The organism is Aeromonas sp. QDB30 (assembly GCF_027707645.1).
GTDB lineage: Bacteria > Pseudomonadota > Gammaproteobacteria > Enterobacterales > Aeromonadaceae > Aeromonas > Aeromonas caviae.
Map to the genome: position 1 here is coordinate 25,499 of NZ_JAPCIY010000028.1, position 23,207 is coordinate 48,705.

General features: G+C 61.1%; 20 protein-coding genes, 4 tRNA genes and 2 pseudogenes. 18 read left to right on the forward strand and 8 right to left on the reverse strand.

Annotated elements, in window-relative coordinates:
* Window positions 1-66: 66 nt before the first annotated feature.
* From PG896_RS10685 to mltC, 5 genes are all read left to right on the forward strand, one after another.
* Window positions 67-1,710, forward strand: coding sequence for an ExeA family protein (locus tag PG896_RS10685; RefSeq protein ID WP_201932993.1), 1,644 nt, complete (start codon window positions 67-69; stop codon window positions 1,708-1,710).
* Entirely contained in the window at window positions 1,710-2,393 is a 684-nt protein-coding gene (exeB, locus tag PG896_RS10690; protein WP_010675740.1) for a GspB family T2SS assembly factor variant ExeB, read from the forward strand. Before PG896_RS10685 ends, exeB begins: the two co-directional genes overlap by 1 nt.
* Before the next feature lie 167 nt (window positions 2,394-2,560).
* On the forward strand, window positions 2,561-3,646 hold the full coding sequence (mutY, locus tag PG896_RS10695) for an A/G-specific adenine glycosylase (protein ID WP_128272543.1): 1,086 nt from the start codon (window positions 2,561-2,563) through the stop codon (window positions 3,644-3,646).
* On the forward strand, window positions 3,643-3,915 hold the full coding sequence (locus PG896_RS10700; RefSeq protein ID WP_010675742.1) for an oxidative damage protection protein: 273 nt from the start codon (window positions 3,643-3,645) through the stop codon (window positions 3,913-3,915). The genes mutY and PG896_RS10700 overlap by 4 nt, the downstream gene beginning before the upstream one ends.
* A gap of 119 nt (window positions 3,916-4,034) precedes the next feature.
* Window positions 4,035-5,138: a membrane-bound lytic murein transglycosylase MltC gene (gene mltC, locus PG896_RS10705; RefSeq protein ID WP_010675743.1), complete on the forward strand. Its 1,104-nt coding sequence runs from the start codon at window positions 4,035-4,037 to the stop codon at window positions 5,136-5,138.
* Between the two features lie 57 nt (window positions 5,139-5,195).
* Here mltC and PG896_RS10710 read toward each other — a convergent pair whose 3' ends face one another.
* Complete coding sequence (locus PG896_RS10710; protein WP_039040598.1) at window positions 5,196-5,576, reverse strand: YgiW/YdeI family stress tolerance OB fold protein; 381 nt, start codon at window positions 5,574-5,576, stop codon at window positions 5,196-5,198.
* A gap of 234 nt (window positions 5,577-5,810) precedes the next feature.
* On the opposite strand from PG896_RS10710, the gene PG896_RS10715 reads away from it, so the two are divergent.
* Both PG896_RS10715 and ompA read left to right on the forward strand, forming a co-directional pair.
* Window positions 5,811-6,818 carry an SGNH/GDSL hydrolase family protein gene (locus PG896_RS10715; RefSeq protein WP_041211862.1) on the forward strand — a complete coding sequence of 336 codons (1,008 nt, stop codon included), beginning with the start codon at window positions 5,811-5,813 and terminating at the stop codon, window positions 6,816-6,818.
* 278 nt (window positions 6,819-7,096) lie between these two features.
* The gene (ompA, locus tag PG896_RS10720) at window positions 7,097-8,128 is read left to right on the forward strand and encodes a porin OmpA (protein ID WP_049636118.1); all 1,032 of its coding nucleotides are present in this window, start codon (window positions 7,097-7,099) and stop codon (window positions 8,126-8,128) included.
* Between the two features lie 55 nt (window positions 8,129-8,183).
* Here ompA and PG896_RS10725 read toward each other — a convergent pair whose 3' ends face one another.
* Genes PG896_RS10725 through PG896_RS10735 form a run of 3 tightly spaced genes read right to left on the reverse strand, consistent with a single transcriptional unit; the run spans window position 8,184 to window position 11,663 of the window.
* Window positions 8,184-8,753 carry a PqiC family protein gene (locus PG896_RS10725; protein WP_039040600.1) on the reverse strand — a complete coding sequence of 190 codons (570 nt, stop codon included), beginning with the start codon at window positions 8,751-8,753 and terminating at the stop codon, window positions 8,184-8,186.
* Window positions 8,753-10,399 (reverse strand): intermembrane transport protein PqiB, encoded by a 1,647-nt coding sequence (gene pqiB / locus PG896_RS10730; protein WP_049636119.1) that lies wholly within the window; start codon window positions 10,397-10,399, stop codon window positions 8,753-8,755. The genes PG896_RS10725 and pqiB overlap by 1 nt, the downstream gene beginning before the upstream one ends.
* Window positions 10,392-11,663, reverse strand: a complete 1,272-nt coding sequence (locus PG896_RS10735) for a paraquat-inducible protein A (RefSeq protein WP_270835692.1) — start codon at window positions 11,661-11,663, stop codon at window positions 10,392-10,394. The genes pqiB and PG896_RS10735 overlap by 8 nt, the downstream gene beginning before the upstream one ends.
* Window positions 11,664-11,839: 176 nt before the next feature.
* On the opposite strand from PG896_RS10735, the gene hfq reads away from it, so the two are divergent.
* On the forward strand, window positions 11,840-12,199 hold the full coding sequence (gene hfq, locus PG896_RS10740) for an RNA chaperone Hfq (RefSeq protein ID WP_039040603.1): 360 nt from the start codon (window positions 11,840-11,842) through the stop codon (window positions 12,197-12,199).
* 136 nt (window positions 12,200-12,335) lie between these two features.
* Here hfq and PG896_RS10745 read toward each other — a convergent pair whose 3' ends face one another.
* The 3 genes from PG896_RS10745 to dapA all read right to left on the reverse strand — a co-directional run bounded on the left by PG896_RS10745 (window position 12,336) and on the right by dapA (window position 15,689).
* On the reverse strand, window positions 12,336-12,926 hold the full coding sequence (locus tag PG896_RS10745) for an HAD family hydrolase (RefSeq protein WP_041211731.1): 591 nt from the start codon (window positions 12,924-12,926) through the stop codon (window positions 12,336-12,338).
* Between the two features lie 148 nt (window positions 12,927-13,074).
* Complete coding sequence (locus PG896_RS10750) at window positions 13,075-14,721, reverse strand: sensor domain-containing diguanylate cyclase (RefSeq protein ID WP_270835693.1); 1,647 nt, start codon at window positions 14,719-14,721, stop codon at window positions 13,075-13,077.
* A gap of 95 nt (window positions 14,722-14,816) precedes the next feature.
* Window positions 14,817-15,689: a 4-hydroxy-tetrahydrodipicolinate synthase gene (gene dapA / locus PG896_RS10755; protein WP_039040606.1), complete on the reverse strand. Its 873-nt coding sequence runs from the start codon at window positions 15,687-15,689 to the stop codon at window positions 14,817-14,819.
* Window positions 15,690-15,966: 277 nt separating this feature from the next.
* Between dapA and rsmC the strand changes: the two genes are divergently transcribed.
* The 8 genes and pseudogenes from rsmC to PG896_RS10795 all read left to right on the forward strand — a co-directional run bounded on the left by rsmC (window position 15,967) and on the right by PG896_RS10795 (window position 20,815).
* Window positions 15,967-16,995 (forward strand): 16S rRNA (guanine(1207)-N(2))-methyltransferase RsmC, encoded by a 1,029-nt coding sequence (gene rsmC, locus PG896_RS10760; RefSeq protein WP_113978206.1) that lies wholly within the window; start codon window positions 15,967-15,969, stop codon window positions 16,993-16,995.
* Between the two features lie 147 nt (window positions 16,996-17,142).
* Window positions 17,143-18,363: pseudogene (gene glgC / locus PG896_RS10765) on the forward strand (glucose-1-phosphate adenylyltransferase); the annotation flags it as partial.
* Window positions 18,353-19,813, forward strand: a complete 1,461-nt coding sequence (gene glgA, locus PG896_RS10770) for a glycogen synthase GlgA (protein WP_029314827.1) — start codon at window positions 18,353-18,355, stop codon at window positions 19,811-19,813. The pseudogene glgC and the gene glgA, both read left to right, overlap by 11 nt.
* A gap of 116 nt (window positions 19,814-19,929) precedes the next feature.
* Window positions 19,930-20,015: transfer RNA gene (locus PG896_RS10775), tRNA-Leu, on the forward strand.
* Window positions 20,016-20,069: 54 nt separating this feature from the next.
* Window positions 20,070-20,154, forward strand: a tRNA-Leu gene (locus PG896_RS10780).
* A gap of 45 nt (window positions 20,155-20,199) precedes the next feature.
* A tRNA-Leu gene (locus tag PG896_RS10785) sits at window positions 20,200-20,285 on the forward strand.
* 71 nt (window positions 20,286-20,356) lie between these two features.
* Window positions 20,357-20,442, forward strand: a tRNA-Leu gene (locus PG896_RS10790).
* Between the two features lie 100 nt (window positions 20,443-20,542).
* Window positions 20,543-20,815 (forward strand): late competence development ComFB family protein, encoded by a 273-nt coding sequence (locus PG896_RS10795; RefSeq protein ID WP_029314828.1) that lies wholly within the window; start codon window positions 20,543-20,545, stop codon window positions 20,813-20,815.
* Here the strand turns inward: PG896_RS10795 and PG896_RS10800 are convergent.
* Window positions 20,812-21,021, reverse strand: a complete 210-nt coding sequence (locus tag PG896_RS10800; protein WP_171865440.1) for a hypothetical protein — start codon at window positions 21,019-21,021, stop codon at window positions 20,812-20,814. The two genes, PG896_RS10795 and PG896_RS10800, sit on opposite strands and share 4 nt — an antisense overlap.
* A 300-nt stretch (window positions 21,022-21,321) precedes the next feature.
* On the opposite strand from PG896_RS10800, the gene nhaC reads away from it, so the two are divergent.
* Both nhaC and PG896_RS10810 read left to right on the forward strand, forming a co-directional pair.
* The gene (nhaC, locus tag PG896_RS10805; RefSeq protein WP_103243757.1) at window positions 21,322-22,731 is read left to right on the forward strand and encodes a Na+/H+ antiporter NhaC; all 1,410 of its coding nucleotides are present in this window, start codon (window positions 21,322-21,324) and stop codon (window positions 22,729-22,731) included.
* Window positions 22,732-22,836: 105 nt separating this feature from the next.
* Window positions 22,837-23,132 (forward strand): annotated as a pseudogene (locus tag PG896_RS10810) (LysR family transcriptional regulator); the annotation flags it as partial.
* Between the last annotated feature and the right edge of the window lie 75 nt (window positions 23,133-23,207).

Genomic DNA, 23,207 nt, shown 5'->3' on the forward strand with positions numbered 1-23,207 from the left:
TCCGGGTCTTTGACATCCCTTTTGGGAGGCTTTAACCTGCCGCCCATAACAATGGAATGGATCCTTATGTACACACAGTTCTTCGGTCTGTCGGAGCCCCCGTTCTCCATCTCGCCCAACCCCAAATACCTCTATATGAGCGAGCGTCACGGGGAGGCCCTCGCCCACCTCAACTACGGGTTGCAGGACGGTGGTGGCTTCGTGCTGCTGACCGGGGAAGTGGGTACGGGAAAGACCACCGTCTCCCGCTGTCTGCTGCAGCAATTGCCCGCCGACACCGAGATCGCCTACATCCTCAATCCCTCTCTGACCGAGCGGGATCTGCTGGCCGCCATCTGCGACGAATTCCAGTTGCCCTACGGCGAAGAGGCCAGCCTCAAGCAGTTGTTCGACCTTATCCGGGATCATCTGCTGGCGAATCTGGCGGCAGGCAAGCGCAGCGTGGTGCTGGTGGATGAAGCCCAGCACCTGCTACCCGGCGTGCTGGAGCAGTTGCGACTGCTCACCAATCTGGAGACAGACGAGAAGAAACTGCTGCAGGTGGTGCTCATCGGCCAGCCCGAGCTGCAACAGATGCTGCGCCAGCCCCTGCTGCGCCAGCTGGCGCAGCGGATCACCGCCCGCTATCACCTGCTGCCGCTGTCGCGCCAGGATGTGGATGCCTATGTCCGCTTCCGGTTGCAGGTGGCAGGCTGCGTCCAGCCCATCTTCACCCCCAGGGCCATCCAGACCCTGCATCGCCTCTCCGGGGGCATTCCCCGTCTCATCAACCTCATCTGCGACCGCGCCCTCATCGCCGCCTTCGCCCGTGGCAGCCACAAGATAGTGCACGGGGACATCAGCCAGTCCGCGTATGAGGTGAGCGGCATTCGCGACGAGGGAAGCTGGCAATCCGGCCTCACGGTCGCCCTGGTGGGCGCCCTGCTGGTCGCCACCGGCTGGTGGGGCTGGCAATTCTTCGGATTCTTCCCAGCCCGCCCCCTGGTCAAGGTCGAGGTACCGGTCAAGGTGGATGACACGCCGGAGCAGCAGGCCCAGCTGACCCGCGCCATCAATCAGGCGCTGGAGCCGGACGTCGCCATGCAGAATCTCTACAAGGTATGGGGCTACCAGGCCGAGCTGGAGGAGGCAACCTGCGACAATGCTCCCCGTGCGGGCCTGCGCTGCCAGGAGGGAGAAGCCTCCCTGGCGCAATTGCAGGCGCTGCAATACCCGGCCCTCATCAGTCTCACCGACGAGACCGGCGGCCTCTATTACGCCACCCTGGTCAGCCTGGGGGCGGACAAGGCTTCCCTGCTCATCGGCAACCAGAGCTGGCAGGTGGACAGGCAGTGGCTCTCCGACGCCTGGGGCGGCAGCTACACCCTGCTCTGGCGCATGCCCAGAGGCAACGTGCCCCTGATAGCGAGCAATGCCGGGGCTGCCCAGGTGCAGTGGCTGGACAACGCCCTTAGCCGCGCCATGCAGCAACCCGATCGCAAGGTGAGTCGATTCGATGCCACCCTCAAGAACAAGCTGCAACAGTTCCAGCGCGAGCAGGGACTGACCCCGGACGGCATCGCCGGCAGTAACACCCTGCTGCGGCTGAATGTGGCCTCCGGCGAACCCATGCCCAGGCTGGAGGATGAATCCCTGCGAGCCAGTACGCCGGTCGATCTCGACAGCCTGGCAGATGATGAGACGGACCCCATGGTCGAGGAGGCCTCCTGATGTCCACCCTGCTCAAGGCCCTGCGCCGGGCCGACCAGCCCCAGTTCACCCCCCATATGCCGCTCATGGGTCTGCCCGTGAGCCAGGAAGAGGAGCCCAACCGCCGCTGGATCTGGTGGGCCCTGGTGCCCCTGGCCCTGGTGATGGGCGCCGCCGCCAACTATGGCTGGCACCTCTATCACCTCAAACCCGTGGAACAGCAGGTCGAAGTGAAGGAAGTGGTGACTCCCCCCTTCGTGCGGGTCGAACCCAGGCCCATGATCACCCGGCCGCTGCCGCCCCCCCTGCCGGAGCCCGTGGTCGCTCCAAGACCTGCCGCAACCCCGGCTGCGACGACCGCAAACCAGGGGGGACAGAGTCTGGCAGAACGGCTGATGGCCGCCCTCAACAACACGCCGCTGGTGGAAGAGAGTGCGCCCCAGGCTCAGGTCCAGACCAGTGCCATCCCCCTCGGCGCCCTGGCTCCGGCCCTGAAACAGCAGGTACCGTCCCTTACCTATGGTGCCCACAACTACTCCTCCGACCCGGCCAAGCGGGCCGTGGTACTCAATGGACGGGAGTGGCGCGAGGGCAATGAGATCGCCCCCGGTGTCATCCTGGCAGCCATCGCCCAGGACTACATCGTCCTGCAGGTCGGCGGCCAGTATGCCAGCCTCAAGGCGCTGCAAGACTGGCGCGGCTGATCTGCCGGCATCCGGTGGCCCTCCCCCGGGAGGGTCACCGCCCATTCTGAGGGAGCCCGAGAGCTCCCCTTTTTAATCAATAACCTACACTCGACCTTTGCCATGCGCCAGGTCGGGGATCGCCCTCCTGATGGCGGGCGGACTTATCATCAGAACATGAGCACACTGTGAGCCACTCAGACAACACCACCTTCGCCACCCGCATTCTGGACTGGTACCAGATCCACGGCCGCAAGACCCTGCCCTGGCAGCAGGACAAGACCCCCTACCGGGTCTGGGTCTCCGAGATCATGCTGCAACAGACCCAGGTTGCCACTGTCATCCCCTATTACGAGCGGTTCATGGCACGCTTCCCCGACGTGCTGGCCCTGGCCAACGCCCCCATCGACGAGGTGCTGCATCACTGGACCGGGCTTGGCTACTACGCGCGCGCGCGCAACCTGCACAAGGCTGCCCAGCAGATCCGCGATCTGCACGGCGGCTTCTTTCCGGAACAACTGGAAGAGGTGATGGCCCTGCCCGGCATAGGTCGCTCCACCGCCGGGGCCGTGCTCTCCCTCTCTCTGGGCCAACCCCACGCCATCCTGGATGGCAACGTGAAGCGGGTACTCACCCGCTGGCTGGCGCTGGCGGGCTGGCCGGGCCAGAAGCAGGTCGAGCACGATCTCTGGGAGCTGGCGACCCGCCTCACCCCGCGCGTAGGGGTGGCCCAGTACAACCAGGCCATGATGGACATGGGGGCCACCGTCTGCACCCGCAGCAAGCCCGCCTGCGAGCGCTGCCCGGTGCAGGCCGATTGCCAGGGGCTGTCGCAGGGCAACCCCACCGCCTACCCTCACAGCAAGCCGAAGAAGAGCATTCCGGCACGCAACGGCATTATGCTGATCATCCGCCACGGCGATCAGCTGCTGCTGGAGAAGCGTCCGCCGCAAGGGATCTGGGGCGGGCTTTACTGCTTCCCGCAGGTGGAATCCCTCACCGAGGTGACCGGACGACTGCGGGAGTTGGGGCTGGAGGATGCCGCCTATCAGGAGCTCGCTGGATTTCGTCACACTTTCAGCCACTTCCACCTCGATATCCGCCCTTTGCTGATCGAAATGGCTGTTCCGCCCGCCCCCCTGCTCATGGAAGCGGATACCCGACTCTGGTATAACTTACGCCATCCTGCCGAGGTGGGATTGGCGGCGGCCACGGCCCGTCTGCTCGCCTACCCGGACTTACAACCAGACTTGCAACCACAGAGGTCAACATGAGCCGTACCGTATTTTGCCTGCGCCTGAAGAAAGAAGCGCCGGGTCTCGATTTCCAACTCTACCCCGGTGAACTCGGCAAGCGGATCTTCGACAACATCAGCAAGGAAGCCTGGACCGAGTGGCAGAAGAAGCAGGTCATGCTGATCAACGAGAAGAAGCTGAACATGATGAATCTCGAGCACCGCCAGTTGCTGGAAAAAGAGATGGTCAGCTATCTGTTCGACGCGGGTGAAGTCCAGATCGACGGCTACACCCCTCCCAGCCAGTGAGCGGGAATCGAGTCAAAGGGCCAGCGTCCCCCTGAGTCGTCGACATGCCGCAGGGTGACACCAATCCTGGCTCAGGCCAGTCAGTGACGGGCGGCCCCACCGCCCGGTTTGAGGATCTTATGGGTCGTTTTTTTGGGCTGCTGTGCGCCCTGCTGTTTCTCTCTGCCTGTTCATCCACACCCCAGACCAGCGGGAGTGGCGATGATGATCTGGTCAACGGCAAGGACGTGCGCGGTTTTGAACACATGATCAGTGCGCTCTCCCATAACGTGAACGAGATATGGGGGCGCGAGGCGCTGTTCGCGGGCAAGTTTGACTACGTCAAATACACGGATCAGTACAAGAGCCGCGCCCACATCGATTTCTCCAGCGGTCACATCATGGTGGAGACCGTCTCGGGTCTGGATCCCCGTGCCCACCTGCGTCGCGCCATCATCGAAACCCTGCTGACCCCGGACGATCCGGCAGAGGTCGACCTCTATTCGGACCGTGAGATCATGCCAGGTGGCGAGCCCTTCCTCTATGGCCAGGTGCTGGACAACCAGGGGCAAGCGATCCGCTCCAGCTGGCGTGCAGAGCGTTATGCCGACTATCTGATCGCCAACGCGATGAAGAAGCGCACCCTCGGGATCCGCAACATCTTCTTCATCGACATTCCCATGGTGGCCAACCACGAAGACAGGCGCGGCTACAAATACGCCAGCATCATCCGCGATGCCTCCCGCAAGTACGGGGTCGCCGAGAGTCTCATCTACGCGGTGATCAAGACCGAGAGCAGCTTCAACCCCTATGCGGTCAGCCACGCCAACGCCTATGGCCTGATGCAGGTGATCCCGGCTACCGCTGGGCGGGATGTCTATGTAAGGGTCAAGGGCAAGGATGGCCAGCCGACCAGGGAAGATCTGTTCAATCCGGCCTACAACATCGATGTGGGGACCGCCTACCTGCACCTGCTGCAGACCGTCTATCTGGCGGATATCCAGGATCCCCAGTCCCGCCGCTATGCGGTGATCTCCGCCTACAACGGTGGTGCCGGAGGGGTGCTCAACACCTTCTCCAACGATCGCAAGGCGGCCCCCGGCATGATCAACCGCCTCTCCCCCGAGGCCGTCTATCAGGTACTGACCGAACAACATCCCAAGGCAGAGGCTCGCCGCTATCTCTACAAGGTCAATCAGGCCGAGAAGGGGTTCAAGCGAACCGTCGCAAGCCGGGCTGGCTGATGGCATGCAAGAAGGGCGCTCCTGGAGCGCCCTTCTCATTTACTGTGGCCAGAAAGCTTACTTGGCGATGAAGCCACCCTTGCTCAGGGGCGCAGCCCCCACCTTCTCCAGGTGTTCCACCTCGACTTCGGTCTTGTTCCAGCTGTGGTCCACCTCGCCGCGCACGCGGATCAGATCGTCAGGGCCTACCTCGGTACCGCGCCACACGTCACCGTCCACCTCCACTTCCACCTCGCCGCTGTCGTCACGGAACAGGTAGTTTTCGCCACCCAGGTGTTTGACCAGCTTGCCTTCCAGGGTCACCCACTGATCATCGGCCACGTCTTTCAACTGGGCGACCGATACCTTGTTCTGCTCCTTGGGGCCGGTGTAGGCCGCCATGGCGAAAGAAGAGACGGACATCAGGGCCACCAGGGCGATTGCTTTTGCGTTGTTCATTTCATGCTCCTGTCTTTGCTGTATGAGGGCATCTTGCCCGGGGGCGCGTGAAACAAACGTGAAGCCTCCCCATTCAGGGAGGAGTGATGTGATCGCAAGCGATTAAATGGCCACGGCATGCTGCAAAAATGTATTCGAGTGGATACCTTTTCACCTGGCCATGCGGGTTCCCAGCCCGCCGCCATCGAGGAACAGCCCGCAGGCCCGCCCTGCCCCATCCATGAGAACAGCTACATGAACAAATGGCTTTTGTGTTTATTGGGTCTCTTCGCCCTCACGGCCCATGCCGCCGAGACACGTCCCCCCTTCTCCCGCATCGTGATGTTCGGCGACAGCCTCTCCGATACCGGCAAGATGTACGACAAGATGCGCGGTTACCTCCCCTCCAGCCCGCCTTACCATCAGGGCCGCTTCTCCAACGGCCCGGTCTGGCTGGAGCAGCTCACCCAGCACTTCCCGGGCCTCGCCATCGCCAACGAGGCGGAAGGGGGCGCCACTGCCGTGGCCTACAACAAGATCTCCTGGAACCCCAAGTATCAGGTCATCAACAACCTGGACTACGAGGTGACCCAGTTCCTGCAAAAGGATGGCTTCAAGCCCGACGATCTGGTGATCCTCTGGGTCGGTGCCAACGACTACCTGGCCTATGGCTGGAACACCGAGCAGGATGCCAAGCGGGTGCGCGACGCCATCAGCGATGCGGCCAACCGCATGGTATTGAACGGTGCCAAGCAGATCTTGCTGTTCAACCTGCCGGATCTGGGCCAGAACCCCTCGGCCCGCAGCCAGAAAGTGGTCGAGGCAGCCAGCCATGTCTCCGCCTACCACAACCAGCTGCTGCTGAATCTGGCACGCCAGTTGGCTCCCACCGGCATGGTGAAATTGTTCGAGATCGACAAGCAGTTCGCCGAGATGCTGCGCGAGCCACAGAACTTCGGCCTGAGCGACACCGAACACGCCTGCTATGGCGGCGGCTATGTGTGGAAGCCGTTCGCCTCCCGCAGCGCCGCCACCGACAGTCGACTGGCCCCCTTCAATCCCGAGGAGCGCCTTGCCATCGCCGGCAACCCTCTGCTGGCTCAGGCCGTCGCAACGCCCATGGCGCGCCGCAGTGCGGGCGAGCTGAACTGTGAAGGCAAGATGTTCTGGGACCAGGTCCACCCCACCACAGTGGTACACGCCGCCCTGAGCGAGCGGGCTGCCGCCTTCATCGAACAGGAGTACGAATTCCTCCCTCGATAACGGAGGCCATCCTGCCAGGGCCGGCGCCTAGCCGGCCCTCTTGCCGACAAGGGCAAGCAATCCATATGACACCCATCACAGATTCGAGTCACGGTTCCCCGGCGGTCTTCTGTCTCCACTATGATGCAGATGGATATCACAATATGTTTTATATCAGTTGCTTGTAGATCGAGAAAAGCGAGCTACGTTTAAACGTGTTGTGGTCGAACACAGGCCCAACCCACGAGGCGAGGCGACATGAATTCGCGCTCCCCACACACAAGATTGCAGAGGCATCTATGAACAAAACACTGATTACCTTGCTGGTTTCAGGCTTGCTTGCGGCCAACGCCCAGGCAGCCGGACAAGACAACACCTGGTATGGCGGTGCCAAACTGGGTTGGTCCAACTTCTACGGTGTCGATGAGAGCAATTCCATCGCCATCACCGACAAAGACGACGATGAAGTCGGCGCCGGTGCCTTCGCCGGTTACCAGATCAACCAGAATCTGGGTGTCGAACTGGGTTATGACTACCTTGGCAAGCTCAAGTACAGCGGCACCCGCAATGGCGCGGCCTTCAATGACTCCGTGCAAGCCCAGCTGGCCCAGCTCACGCTGAAACTGGGGTTCCCGGTTGCGGACAATCTGGACCTTTACGGCCGTGTCGGGGGCGGCTATGGCTGGACCGACAGCGATCAGCTGGAAAACGACAGCCGCTTCACCTTCGTCGGCGCGCTCGGTGCGGAGTATGCCCTGAGCCTGAATTGGGCAGCCCGCCTCGAATACCAGTACAGCACCCCGTATGGCAGCCGTGACGATACCGGCCTACGCATGGACAACGGCCTGCTCTCCCTGGCCGCCGTCTATCGCTTCGGTCAGGTTGCACCGGCTCTGCCGGTCGCTGCTCCCGCCCCCGCGCCCGAGCCCGTGATGGTCGACAAGCAGTTCACCTTGAGCTCGGACGTGCTGTTTGACTTCAACAAGGCCACCCTCAAGCCCCAGGCCGGGCAGGCGCTGGATACCCTCTACAGCCAGATTGAAGAGGCCAGGCCCAAAGACGGGTCGGCCACCGTCATCGGCTATACCGACCGCATCGGCTCCGAGGCCTACAACCAGAAGTTGTCCGAGCAGCGTGCCCGGACCGTGGCCGATTACCTGATTGGCAAGGGGCTGCCTGCCGGCAAGGTCAATGTGGAAGGGCGTGGCAAGCAGTCTCCCGTCACCGGCGACAGCTGCACCAGCAAATCCAAGCGCGAGCTGATCGTCTGCCTGGCCCCGGATCGCCGGGTAGAGGTCAAGGTACAGGGCGTCTCGGAAGTACAGCAATAACGACGACCCCAAACAAAACGGGAGGCCATGGCCTCCCGTCTTTTTTTATGCTTCCTCAGATGCGCGTGCGTACATCCGCCGCAATCTGATCGAGCAACAGTTGCCAGCCCTGTCCCAGCTCGTTCACCAGGGCGCCATACCCATCGGCAGGCAGCACCCGCTCCTGCTGGAAGGGAACATCTCTCAACACGACCCCCTCCTCCGTCAGCAGGCGCCAGCGACCGCTGAGCAGGGCGCGGCCGTCGTGCCGCCCCTGGAAACGCTCGACCGAGATGCTCAGCACAGGCCCCTTGCGGGCCCCGTCCTGACGCACCACCCAGCCAGGCAAGCGGCTGGAGAGGCCATTGAGGGTCAACTGGTTCAACTGGGCATCGAGGGAACCTGCCCAGCGATGGTACTCGGCAAAGTGCAACTCCTTGCCCTCCAGCTGATAGACCAGGCTCATCCGGTCAAGCTGACCGGACAGGGCGACGGGGCGCAGCACCAACTGGTGCTGCGGCTGCGCCGTGGTGACACTCGACGGCGCCGTGTCAGCATCCAGCGAATAGTAATGCAGCGTCGTCGGCGCACTGCCACATCCCGCCAGCAGGCCCAGCAAGGCCAGCGTCATCATCCGTTTTTTCATCATTTTCCTCGCTTGGGCTCGGGATCCCGCGGACGAGCGCGGTCAAAGATCAGCGAACTCGGCTGCTCGTTCAGTGAATGGACCAGAGGTTGCAACTCACTCATCAGCTGGTTGAGTGATTGCACCGACTGACGCAGCTCCTGATTGGTCTGGGAACCGGCATCATAGGTCTGCAACGTCTCCTGCAACTGCTTGAGGCTCTGGTTGAGGGAGGCCGGCAACTGCTGGGTCGACTGCTGACCGGTAAACTGCTCCAGATTCGCACTCACGGCACTGACATGCTTGAGCGTCTTGTCCAGTGTCATCAGGGTGCTGTTGACCTGAGTGAGGGTGGTGGCCATGTCCATGTCGACGAACTTGTCGAGGATGAGGTTCACCTTGCGCTCGATCTGATCCAGACCGGCCTGGGCAGTCGGGAAGACCTGATAGCCCGCCATCTTGAGCGGCTGATAGACAGGCGCATCCGGATAGAAGTTCAGATCGATCACCTTGCCCCCCGTCAGCAGGCTGGCGGTCTTGAGGCTGGCCCTCAGCCCTTCCTTGAACTGCTTGTTGAACAGGGCCCGCCACTGCTCCTTCTCCGCATTGGCATAACGGTGGGAGAGACGCTGCACCTCGATGCGCGCCAGCACCGGGATCTGCCGGCTCTTGAATAGCTGGACGCCCTTGTCGTCGATGAGATAGGGAGCCGAGATGACGGTACCGACCCGGATGCCGCGATACTGTACCGCCGCGCCGGGATGCAGCCCGCCCACGTCATTGTCGAACAGGAAGACATAGTCGATGAACTGATCCAGGCTACCGGCCAGCACGCTCTCCTCGTCCTTGAACAGCACGAACTCGTCGTTCTGTTTCACCGGCTCCCCCGGCAACCAGCCGGGAGGCAGCCCCATGGTGATGCCGCCGTTGATCAGGCTCTCCAGCGAGTCCATCTTCACCTTCATCCCCTCGCTGCTCATGGAGACCTCGAAGCCGGGCGTCAACCAGAACCGGGAGTTGCTGCTCACCAGGACGTCATAAGGCGCGTTGATGAAGAGCTGGTACTGCATCTCGCTCTTCTCGGGCAGGAATTTGGCCTCTTCGACCTGACCGATGGTGAATCCCTGATAGCTGATGGGGGAACCCGCGCCCAGCGCGTTGGCATCCCGGCTGGACAGGGATAGCCGCAATCCCCTGGCATCCAGGGATGTCAAGGGCGGCCTGTCCAGCATGGCGTATTCGCTTCGCGCCCTGCCCTTCTTGCCGGGAGAAAGCTCGATATAGGCACCGGAGAGCAAGGTGCCAAGACCGGAAACGCCCTCACGCCCGACCCTGGGCTTGACCACCCAGAACTGGCTGTCTTTCTTGAGCATGCCGGCGGCGGCATTGGTCAGGCGAGCCTTGAGCACGGCATGGCTATAGTCCTCGCTGAGCTCCACCGTCTCGATACGGCCCACCTCCACTTCACGAGAACGGATCACCGTCTTGCCCGCCACTATGCCCTCGGCGGTCGCCACCGTCAGGGTGAAGCTCGGCCCTTGTGAATACCAGTGCTGGAACAGCATCCAGGCGCCGATGAAGAGGGCCAGCAAGGGCACCATCCAGATAGCGGCAGCCGAACTCATGAAATCAGAGCCCGGTTTCCACCTTGTCTTACGCTCACTCACGTTCGCGTTCTCCTTGTTGTAAATCCCAGATCAGGCGGGAATCAAAACTCATGGCAGCCACCATGGTGACCAGTACGACCCCGGCAAAGGCGACGGCCGCAGGGCCAGGGTAGATGGTCATCAGATTGTCGAGCCGGATGAGACCGGCCAGGATGGCCACCACGAAGACGTCGATCATCGACCAGCGCCCCACAAATTCGGTCATGCGATAGAGTTTGAGCTTGCCGAGGGGAGATGCCCCCAGGCCGCGCTGCACCACGTAGCAGAGCCACAGCAGCGCCAGGATCTTCACCAGCGGCACCACCACGCTCGCGAAGAAGATGACGGCGGCAATGGGGTAGGAGCCCATGGCCCACAGCAGCACCACCCCGCCCATGATGGTCGAGGGGCTGTCATCCCCCAGGAACACGGTGTCCATGATGGGATACAGGTTGGCTGGGATATAGAGGATCACCGAAGTGATCAGCAGGGCCCAGGTGCGGTTCAGACCACCCGGCTTGCGGCTGTGCAGGTGATCCCCGCAGCGAACGCAACTATGGGCATCCTGCTCGTTCAGGGCGCCGCAGATGTGACAGCCCACCAGACCGCACGACAGGGCGCTCTCCTCGGGATCCAGCTCCCTCGCCGCCGTCGGACCGAACAGTCGCTGCCACAGCCACATCCGATCCAGGGAGGAGATCATCTTGATGAGCAGCAGGGTGTAGCCAACGAAGGCCCAGAACGACAGCCCCATCTTGATGTCGGCCATCCCCATCAGCTTCACCAGAGAGATGAGCACGCCGATGAGGAAGACGTCCACCATCAGCCAGGGCTTGATCCGGCACAGCAGGCGGCCAAGGGAGCGCAGGGCCTTGCTGTGCAGATCCTTGTCCAGGCGCCACAGCACCAGCATGATGGAGCCGATATAGACCAGCGGCAACCCGATCAGGGTAATGCTCAGCACGGCCCCGAGGAACAGGTAGCCTTGATCCACCAGGGTGGTGATGCACTGCAGGAAGGTCATCTCCTGCCCCACCCCCTTGGCCGAGAACGACATGAAGGTAAAGGCGTTGGAGAGCACGAACATGATGATGGCCGCAAAGCCATAGGCGATGGGCCTGCGCTCCTGCTCCGGCAGATGACGAGTCAGGGTATGGCCGCAGCGCGGACAACTGCTCGTCTCCCCCACGGCCAGCTCGGTGGCCGGCACCAGCAGGTCACACTCTTCGCAGGCGGTCGCGTCATGGGTATAGGTGGGTGGATGTTGGTGTGAAACCGGATGCAAGATAAGACCCCAGCATGAGGCCCGCCACGGGGCCAGAGCCGCCAATTATTGCAGCAGTGGCCCCTGCCGACCAGCCCTGTCGTTGTCCATCCTGCCCGGGTGTGAGAATGACTTTGACAAGGCAGTGACCATTTAGCACAATCAAACGCCACTTTTTTTCCGCGGGACAATAATTTATGACAACTGAATCCCCAAGCTACTCCACTATCGAGCAGGCCTTCTCCCTCGGGAACGGGCAAGATTCTGCCCTCAACTGGTTGCGCAAAAACCGTAGCCAGGTCGCCATCTTCCTGGTGAGCGGCATCAAGCTGGAGGGGACCATCAGCGGTTTTGACCAGTACAGCGTGCTGTTGACCGATGCCCATGGCAATCAGCAACTGGTCTACAAGGCCAAGATTTCCACCATTGCCATGCACTCCGGCCGTCCTGCCGTCAGCATCCAGCGGGCCCGCAAGCCACGGGTTTCCATGGCGCCGCGCCCCCATGGCGCCCCCAGCCGTTATGACGACAACCAGGGTGGTGGCAGCGAGCAGTAAATCTCGCCACTGCCCATCCTGACGGTGTCGCTGCGTCAGCCAGTGACACCTGTTCCCCACTCTCATGTTTCGCCTGTCCCGTATGAGAGTGGGGCTTCTCTCCCGAGCCGGTTGTTGACCCGCTCGTCTTCGTTACTCAGTAGGTCAACCCGACCGGTTTTCCCTCTCTGACCATGCAGACCTGCATGCCGGCCGCTTCACCGGCCTGTGCGCCTATGCCCGTATCCTCGAACACCAGACATTGACCGGGCTCGACACCCAGGCGTCGCGCCACCAGCAGGAAGGTGTCTGGATGGGGTTTGTGCAGCTCCACGTCGTCGGCGGTGACCACCACGGGGAAATACCGATCCAGCCCTGTGTTGCGCAGCACCGCTTCGGCATTGATACGGGGAGAGCCTGTCCCTATGCCCATGGGGATCCGGCCGTGATAGCGTTCCACCAGATCCAGCATGGCCGGGAAGGGGGTGGCCTTGTGCAGGTTGGCAACATAGTGTTCGGTCTTGCAGCGTGTCACCACCAGAGGATCCAGCGCGATCTGCTGCACTTCGGCCACCAGCAGGGCTATCTTGCGGCTGGGCATGCCTCCCAGCTCATAAAACCAGTCGGCGTCGAACCGAAAGCCAAACTCGCGGGCGGTGTGCTCCCAGGCGGCCAGGTGCAAGGGCATGGAGTCCACCAGTGTGCCGTCGAGGTCGAAAACCAGGCCTTGAAATCCGGATAGGGTCATGGTGCAGGATCTGTCTGTGAAAAATGGGCCCCCATTCTAGCCAGAGCGCGGGCGCATCGCCATGCGCCAGATGGCGAGAAACGCTTGCCACCTCATTTATACAGGGCGGCGTGGATCTGATGCCGGGCAGGCAGCCCCCACGCAGGTGTCAGCGATAGGCCAGGGTACAGGCCCGCCCTTGGGATTTAGCGTGATAGAGCGCCCGATCCGCCTGCTCGGTCAGGGTTTGCCACTCCTTGTCCGATGACGGGACCAGATAGCTGAACCCGATGCTGACGGTGAGTGTCGCCGCCACCCGGGAGGCCGGATGGGGAATCTGCAAGGCGTCAAGGCCGTGGTGGATCTGCTCCGCCAGCCGCTCCGCTTCTCCCGGCTGCGGTGAACACAGCAGGATGACAAACTCCTCCCCCCCATAGCGGGCCACCAGGTTGGTGCGCCGCCGCTCGGTGTCCTGCAGCAGTGCCGCCACCCGCTGCAGGCACTGATCCCCCTTGCCGTGGCCGAAGTGATCGTTGTAGGACTTGAACTCGTCCACATCGATCATCAGCACCGCCAGCACCCCCTGATGGCGGCGAGCCCGCTCCCACTCCCGTTCCATGGTGATGTCCCATTGGCGGCGGTTGGCGATGCCAGTCAGGGGATCTTCCAGAGACAGCAGGGAGAGACGCCGGTTGGCCTCCTCCAGCGCCCGGTTGGTATCGGCCAGTTGCCGGGTCCGCTCCTGCACCCTCAGCTCCAGCTCCCGATTGAAGCGCTCAAGCTTCTCCTGGGTGCGCTGGCGGATCAGCAACTGGGAGAGCACGGCGGCATACTGCTTGAAGATCTCGCTCTGATACGCCTTGAGGGGGCGCCGCCAGAGCAGGTTGTCGGCGGCGATCCAGCCGATGGGGGTACTCCCGTCCCAGAGCGACACCATGGCGTTCCAGCCGCGACCCACCTCCTGCTTCTCGTAATAGAGAGGCGTGTCCTCCAGCACCAGGACATAGTCCTTGCGACGCAGCGCCTCCTGCACCGTGGGGTGATCCGGAATGGGGCTGATGAAATGGCGCTCGTCGATGAGCTCACCCGCCTCGTTGGTACCCCAGGTACCGTGCATGGTCTTGAATTCACTGTCAGTCAGGAAAATGGCGATGCGATCGAACTGCAACTCCTGGCGTGCCAGTGCCACCGCGTCGTGCAGCAAACGATCCTCGCTCTCGCAGCGGGAGAGCTTGACCCCCACCTGATGCAGCGCCTGCAGCATGCTGAGGAAAGAGTCCTGCAGGGCCTGGCTGCGCACGAGGTCTGCCTGGGTGTGGAGCCGCTGATCCCGCTCCAGATCCACCTGTCCCGCGAGTCGCCGACTCTCGAGCTCGGCGGCGAGATAATGCATGAGCAGCTGGATGCTCTGCTGCTGGCGTCTTGGCAGGCGATCGAGACGACGGCGGGTTTCCAGATAGACCACGGCCTCCAGCCCCTTGTGACGCTTGAGGGGGAAGCTGGCGCGCAGGCGCGGGATCTCGGGTTCGACGCTCTCCCGCTCCCAGATGGCACGGGTCGGCGCGATGGGCTCCACCAGCAACTGGCCGAGCGCAAGGGAACGTTCGATGAAGAGGATGGGCAACTCGAGGGAAGAGAGGATGTCAGCGCTCAGGCAGAGCAGACCCTGTTCCGGGCGATAGTGATAGAGCTGGGGCGTCGGAGCACGCAGCCACAGATAGATCTGTTCAGCCTCTGTTTTTTCCCTGACCGCAGACAAGGTCACTTCACAGAGATGTTCAAAACTGGTGAAGTGCTCCGGATCCCATTCTTCCATGCCAAATCATCCTTGGTTGTATCCAAGCGAGTATATCGGCAAAGCCCGGCCATTAATTGACCGGGCAATCAAAAGCGAGATCCAGAGCCCAGTTTTTACAACAGATTCAATGCCTGCATGGCACTGCGGATGCGCTCGCGGGTGGCCTCGGAGAGCGGCATCACCGGCAGACGGCACTCTTCGCTGCACAGACCCAGCAGGGAGACCGCATACTTGGCCCCTGCGGGGCTCGGCTCGGCGAACATGGCCTGGTGCAGCGGAATGAGCTTGTCCTGCAATTCGCGGGCAGCTTGCCACTCACCGGCCAGCGCCAGGTTCTGCACCTCGGCCACCAGCTTGGGGGCCACGTTGGCCGTCACCGAGATGCAACCCTGGCCACCACCGATGTTGTAGGCCACGGCGGTGGCGTCTTCACCGGAGAGCCAGGCAAACGGCTTCTTGATGAGCTGGCGTTCAACCCAGGGGCGGGCCAGATCACCGGTGGCATCCTTCACGCCAGCAATGCGCGGCAACTCGGCCAGACGGGCCAGGGTCGCCGGCTGCACGTCAACGATGGCGCGGGGCGGAATGTTGTAGACGATGATGGGTTTGGTGGTGGCGTCGTGCACCGCCTTGAAGTGGTGATAGAGCCCTTCCTGATTGGGGCGGTTGTAGTAACCGGCCACATGCAGGGTGGCATCCGCCCCCATCTGCTCGGCATAGCGGGTGTATTCAATGGCTTCAACCGGGTTGTTGGAGCCTGCACCTGCGATCACGGGAATGCGCCCGGCCACCAGCTTGACCACCAGCTCCACCACGCGGCAATGCTCATCGTGGGTCAGGGTCGGGCTCTCCCCGGTCGTGCCGACCGGCACTATGCCATGGGTTCCTTGCTCTATGTGCCACTCCACCAGGCGAGCCAGTGCGGCCTCGTCCAGCTGGCCCTGTCGAAATGGGGTGATCAGGGCAACTATCGAACCTTGAAACATGGGATTTCCTTCTCCTAAACAGATGGATTGGTCAATAAAAAGCCCCGGTACGGGAGTCGCTACCGGGGCTTGAATCGTCTCAGGGATGAGAGGTTACGCGCGCACGCCAGCAGGCCCGATTGTCAGGCTGTGTTTATGCTTTCGTTTCGATACGCATGACCGCATTGCATCATCTCTGGGTAAATAGGCGTCTGGGCATATTTCGGGAACACGGCATAAATGTCAAGGCGAAAGCGGCCATGTATAATGGCCGCCCAAAAATGCGTGGAGAGACCCAATGAGCCGTCCTGTCAGTGCCGTCAGTCAGATGCTGGAACGTAACCAAGCCCTCTTTGTCGGCAAGCGGCTGTTGGTGTGCGGTGCCCTGGAGGATGATTATCCTCGTCAACTGGCCGAGCTGGCACAAAGCCTGACCGTCTTCACCACGGATTACTGCTATTACCGCACCCAGCAGGCCGTTCTGGGAGACGCCATCCTGTTCGATCACCAGCTGGGTGGCGCCCCCCGATTCGATGCCCTGCTGCTGCTGATGCCCAAGGCCAAGGCCGAGGCGCAATACCTGCTGGCCATGATGACGCCGCTGCTCGAAAGCGGGGCCGACCTGTTCCTCGCCGGCGAGAACCGGGGCGGCATCAACGGAGCAGACAAGCTGCTGGCACCTTATGGCGAGAAACCGATCAAGCGCGACTCTGCGCGCCGCTGCTCTCTCTACCACGGCACGCTCGACAAACCGGTCGTCCCCTTCGAGCTGGACGCCTGGTTCAGTCGCTATGAGTGCCAGGCGGGCGACACCACCCTGACCGTCATGGCCCTGCCCGGGGTCTTCAGTGCAGACGGCCTGGATCTCGGCACCCAGATGCTGCTGGCGAGCCTCCCCCCCGTAACGGGCAAGCTGCTCGACTTTGGCTGCGGCGCCGGCGTCATCGGTTCCGTGCTGGCCAAGCGCAACCCGGCCCTGGCTGTCACCATGGTGGATATCAATGCCCTGGCACTGGAGTCCAGCCGCCGAACCCTGGCGGTCAACGGTCTGAGCGGACGTGTTCATGCCTCCGATGTCTATTCCGACATTGCCGAAACATTCCAACAGATTGTCTCGAATCCCCCCTTCCATGCCGGGCTCAAGACCTTCTACGCCGCCACCGAAACCTTCCTGGCAAAGGCACCTGAGTACCTGACCGCAAATGGCACCCTGACCATAGTCGCCAATGCCTTCCTGCGATACCAGCCTATACTGGATGCGCACTTCAAACAGACCGAGGTGATCGCGGGCGACGCCAAATTCAAGGTGTATCTGAGCAAAGCTTAAAGAAGTGCAACGGTTGTAATAAAACAAGTAGAGAGTGCCAGACGGGATCTGTTAAGGTACCAAGAAAACGTTCACCACCCCTTTAGGGGTGTTTTTTTCGCAGCAACATGAAAACCTTTTCAACATCATGATCTCAGGGAGAGAACGACGATGGCAGGCATACTCACCATGATACTGGCAGGCGGTGAAGGTACCCGACTGCAACCGCTGACCACCACCCGCAGCAAACCCTCCGTGCCCTTTGGCGGCAGTTACCGGTTGATCGACTTCGTGCTCAACAACTTCGTCAACGCCGACTTCCTGCGCATCTATGTACTCACCCAGTTCAAGTCCCAGTCCCTTTATCTGCACATGAAGAAGGGCTGGAACATCGTCGGCATCACGGATCGCTTCATCGACCCCATTCCGGCCCAGATGCGAATGGGCAAACGTTGGTATGACGGCACCGCAGACGCCATTTACCAGAACCTGCGCTTCATCGAGATCTCCGACCCCGAACACGTCTGCATCTTCGGCTCCGATCACATCTACAAGATGGACGTGAGCCAGATGGTGAGCTTCCACAAGCAGAAAGCGGCCGCCCTGACCGTCGCGGCACTGCGCATGCCCATCGAGGAAGCAAGCGCCTTCGGGGTGATCGAGGTGGATCAGGAAGGGCGCATGATTGGCTTTGAAGAAAAGCCCCGTCACCCGAAACACATCCCCGGCGACCCCACCCAGGCCCTGGTCTCCATGGGCAACTACATCTTCGAGACCGAGGCCCTCTATCGGGAGCTCAAGCGGGATGCCGCCGAGGAGAACTCCAGTCACGATTTCGGCAAGGACATCATTCCCAGCCTGTTCCCCCGTGCCCCCGTCTACGTCTACGACTACAGCACCAACGTGATCCCGGGCGAGAAGCCCAACGTCTACTGGCGCGATGTGGGGACGCTCGACTCTTACTGGCAGGCACACATGGACCTGGTGGCCGACGATGCCCCCTTCTCTCTCTACAATCGCAAGTGGCCGCTGCACACTCATTACCCGCCCCTGCCCCCCGCCACCTTCATCGATACCGACGACTGCAAAGTCAAGATCGCCAACTCCCTGATCTCCGGTGGCTGCTTCATTCAGGGCAGCCAGATCCAGCGATCCATACTGGGATTTCGCTGCAACATAGGCCCCTGCAGCCACATCAGTGAATCCGTGCTGCTGGGGGATGTGAAAATCGGCGAAGGTTGCTCCATTCGCCGCGCCATCATCGACAAAAACGTTGAAATTGCACCCGGCACCGTGATCGGTGAGAATCTGGACCATGACAGAGAGCGGTTTACCGTATCCGAAGGCGGTATCGTCGTGGTACCTAAGGGAGCAAGAGTTGGCTATTAACCCACTGAAAATCCTGTTTGTAGCCTCGGAGGTTGAGGGGCTGGTGAAGACCGGGGGCCTGGCGGATGTGGCCAAGGCCCTGCCGCAGCATCTCGCCCGTCAGGGGCACGATGTGCGCATCATTATGCCCTTCTACAAGACCATCAAGCGCCGGGACGAGGCCACCCTCCTCGCCTCGCGCTGGCTCCCCACCCCCCAGGATCGCAGTGATATCAGCTATCGCATCCATCAGCTGGAACTGGACGGGATCTGCGTCTATCTGCTCGATTGCCCGCACTATTTCGACCGCCCCCAGCTCTATGCCGAGAACAACCAGGCCTATCCCGACAACGGTGAACGCTTTGCCTTTCTAGCCGCGGCGGCTCTGCATGCGTGCGAACAGCTGGGTTTCGCTCCCGACATCGCCCACTGCAACGACTGGCACACCGGTCTGCTGCCGCTGCTGCTGAAAACCCGTCATGCCCACAACCCCTTCTTCCAGCGCACCCGGTCGGTCATCAGCATTCACAACGCGGCCTTTCAGGGGGTATTCGATCGCCAGCAGTTCTGGGCCGTGCCGGAAATCCACGACTACGAGCAGCGCATCAACTACGACTATGGTCACATCAATCTGCTCAAGTGCGGTGTGCTCTACGCAGACAAGATCAATGCGGTCAGCCCCAACTACGCCAGCGAGCTGCTGACGCACCCGGGCGCTCACGGCATGGCCAGCGTATTCCAGCAGCGGGCTGCTGACCTGCGTGGCATCCTCAACGGCTGTGACTATCAGGACTGGGATCCCGCCTTCGATCCTCTGTTGCCCGCCACCTATGATGCCGACAACCTGGATGGCAAACACACCTGCAAGCGCATCCTGCAGCAGGAGACGGGGCTCCCCGTCGGCAACCTCCCCATCTATGGCATGGTGTGTCGACTGACCGAGCAGAAAGGAGTACACCTGCTCATCCCGGCGCTAGACAAGTTCTTGCAACATCAGGTCCAGGTAGTGATCGTGGGCTCCGGTGATCCCTCTCTCGCCGCCCAGTTGCAAAGCATTGCCCAGCAGCATCCCGACAAGTTTGCCTTCATCAATGCCTATGACGACCGTCTGGCCCACCTGGTGGAGGCCGGCGCCGACTTCTTCCTGATGCCTTCTCTGTTCGAGCCATGCGGGCTCAACCAGATGTACAGTCTGGCCTATGGCACCCTGCCCCTGGTTCGGGCTGTCGGCGGATTGAAAGATACCGTCGTGGACTGGGATGCCGACCCGACGCACGCGACCGGTTTCTGCTTCAACGATCCCACTGCCAGCACCTTGCTCGATGCCATGCGCCGCAGCTTGCTCCATTATCTGCAGGAACCGGCACGCTTTGCCCGTGTGCAGCACCACGCCATGAACACCCGCTTCGACTGGGCAGACTCCGTCATCTTGTACGAACAGATGTATCAGGATGCGCTGGCCACCGTCTGACGCCGATTGCTGAAGTTTTGTGCCCTTGGCACGCCTTTATCCGTCAACAGCGAAAAAAGTCCCCTTTGGCTGTTGACGCCCCCCCAAAACTCTATAGAATCCCCCACCGCAGTGATGCGAAGGTGGCGGAATTGGTAGACGCGCTAGCTTCAGGTGTTAGTGTCCCACGGATGTGAGGGTTCGAGTCCCTCTCTTCGCACCATACTGCAACATGCTCTTATCAGACGGCATGTAAATTCAGACTGATAACCGATGTGCGAAGGTGGCGGAATTGGTAGACGCGCTAGCTTCAGGTGTTAGTGCCCCCGGGTGTGAGGGTTCGAGTCCCTCTCTTCGCACCATGCTTTTGTCAGACAGCATGTAAATCCAGACTGATAACCCGATGTGCGAAGGTGGCGGAATTGGTAGACGCGCTAGCTTCAGGTGTTAGTGCCCCCCGGGTGTGAGGGTTCGAGTCCCTCTCTTCGCACCATGCTTCTGGCATGTAAAACGCAGAAAATGCGCTCCAACCGCATTTAAAAACCAGCTGGAGAAAATCAGTGTGCGAAGGTGGCGGAATTGGTAGACGCGCTAGCTTCAGGTGTTAGTGTCCCACGGATGTGAGGGTTCGAGTCCCTCTCTTCGCACCATCATTCTGCAAAGGCCCGTTACGAGAGTAACGGGCCTTTTGTGTTTTCATGCCCCATGGCTATGCTGTTGAAGATGCTGCGCCACCACGGGGGTTTTCCCATGATCCTGGATACCGATATTCACAACTTCTATGAGCATCTGGTGCTCAAGGAGATAGAAAAGCAGGGGTTGGCTCGAACATTGACCCCCTATCAGCTGGCAGACCTCTGCTGCCTGACACTCAACCAGCTTCCCTCACACTACATCCGTCACGATGTCGACATGATCTACTTCACGACAGACGCCGAACGCAGCGAGATGGAGAAGAAGGTCATCGCCTCCCTGCGCCAGGCCTACGACAAGATCCAGGCCGTCCCCACTCGCCAGGCTTAATGCCAGCCCTGCTGCCAGAGCAGAGTGACGACCCCTGTCATTCCCGCAACCGGCAGCAGGATCAACACCGGTCTCAGCCTGGGTTCCAGCATGACCCAGGCAGCCAGCAAGAACCCCAGGCTCCAGAACCCGTATTCCTTCTCCTGACCCCAGACCAGCACCACCAGAAGGGCGGCCAAGAGCAGAGCGCGTGCTATCCAGTTCATTGGCATTGGTCCGAAAAAAGATTAATGATAACCATTATCATATTTGGTGTTGCCATCTGCAATCGAACTTGCCTATGGATCTCCGGCTATCAAACGGTGTCGATTGAACAGTGAAAAATGCCGATTAGATCAACTATTTTGTGGGATTTTAAAATTTTAAAGCTGTTTTTCCGAATGAGCAGGGATTTTACACCTCCGCTTTATGGTAGATTGCGCCCTCTTTTGGTAAGCCTCTCGGGATCGACACATCCGCAGGACGAGAGGGGCTGACCTTGGCGAGCAAGAGTTTAGGGAGCGTCTATGCAAAACCAACAACACCACATCCGATTGCCGGGCATGTCGCAAGTATTTGCCTGCCTGGCCATTTTCCTGGCCCTGGCCTTCTCCTTCACCAGCGTGCTGGATCTGCCAATCCAGCTGGCACTGTTCATCGCCTGGTTCGTCATCATGGGGCTCGGCATCAAGCTCGGCCATGATTACAAATCCCTGGAACAGGCGGCAGTCGACGGCGTCGCCAAGGGGATGGGGGCCATCCTGATACTGATCTCCGTCGGTGCCCTGGTGGGCACCTGGATTGCCGGCGGCATCGTCCCCAGCATCATCTACTTCGGCCTCAAGGTGATACACCCCTCCATCTTCCTGCTGGCGACCCTGATCATCTGCTCTCTCACCTCGCTGGCCACCGGCACCTCCTGGGGCTCGGCGGCCACCGCCGGCATCGCCATGATGGGTATAGGCCACAGCCTGGGGGTACCCGCGCCGCTGGTAGCCGGTGCCGTGCTCTCCGGCGTCTACTTCGGTGACAAGCTCTCCCCGCTCTCCGACTCCGTGGTGCTGGCCTCGACCATGTCCAACGTCGACGTGATGGAACACATCAAGGGGATGCTGCCCATCAGCCTGTTCTCCTACGTCATCACCGCCGCCCTGTTCACCGTGGTCGGCATGCAGTACTCCGGCAACGTCAGCCTGGAGCAGGTCAATCTGGTGATGGACGCCCTCGACAAGCAGTTCAACATCACCCCCATGGCCATAGTGCCCGTGGTGCTGGTGCTGGGCCTGTTGGCCAACCGCAAGCCCGCCTTCCCGGTGATCAGCTTCGGCGCCTTGCTGGGTCTTGTCTGGGCCATCGTCTTCCAGGACATGGATCCGGTGAAGGCGATGCACTCCGCCTACAGCCCGTTTGCCATCACCTCAGGCGTCGATTTCATCGACAACATCCTGGGCCGTGGCGGCATGGAGTCCATGCTGGGTTCCGTGGCCGTCATCATCTTCGGCTTGGGCTTCGGCGGTCTGCTGGAGAAGGTCGGCATCCTCTCCGTCATCGCCAGTGCCTTCGAGAAGCGCATCAACAGCGCCGGCAGCCTGACCAGCCACACCATCGGCACCGCCTTCCTGGCCAACGTGTTCGGTTCCGCTATGTATGTATCGCTGATCCTGACCCCCAAGATCATGGCCAAGAACTACGACAGACTGGGGCTTGCGCGCAAGAACCTCTCCCGCAACGCCGAGTTTGGCGGCACCCTCACCTGCGGCATGGTGCCCTGGAGCGACAACGGCATCTTCATGGCCGGGGTCCTCGGGGTAGCGACCCTCGACTACCTGCCCTACATGTGGCTCAGCTTCACCTGCATCATAGTGACCATCACCCTCGCCTATCTGGGCAAGGGAGTGAACCGTGTACCGGTCACAGAGGCGGTGACAACCCGCTAATTTCCGTAAAAACAACGACAAAGGCGCCATCACAGCGCCTTTTGTCTGGGTGCGATTCGAGGTTAAGCTGGCACCCACCTTGATCCCACGTGGCAGGACGCCCAGATGAACTTCACCTTTCGCCAGATCCGCTATTTCGTGGCGGTGGCCGACAGCTTCTCGGTGAGCCGGGCAGCCGCCGAGCTGCACATCTCCCAGTCGGCGGTCACCAGCGCCATCCGCGAGCTGGAGACCGAGCTCGGCGCGCCCTGTTCGAGCGCAACCCGCGCGGCGTCAGCCTCACCACCCAGGGTCACCAGTTTCTGCTGCACGCCCGTCGCATCCTAAGCGCCATGACCGAAGCCGGCCAGTCCCTCAAGGCGGTGGCCCAGCAGGATCAGGGGCGGCTTACCATAGGCGTACCTGATTACCCATGACCCTCAGCCAGCTTCAAGAGCCGATATGGCATCGGAGGGCTTGCCACGACTGCATGCCCC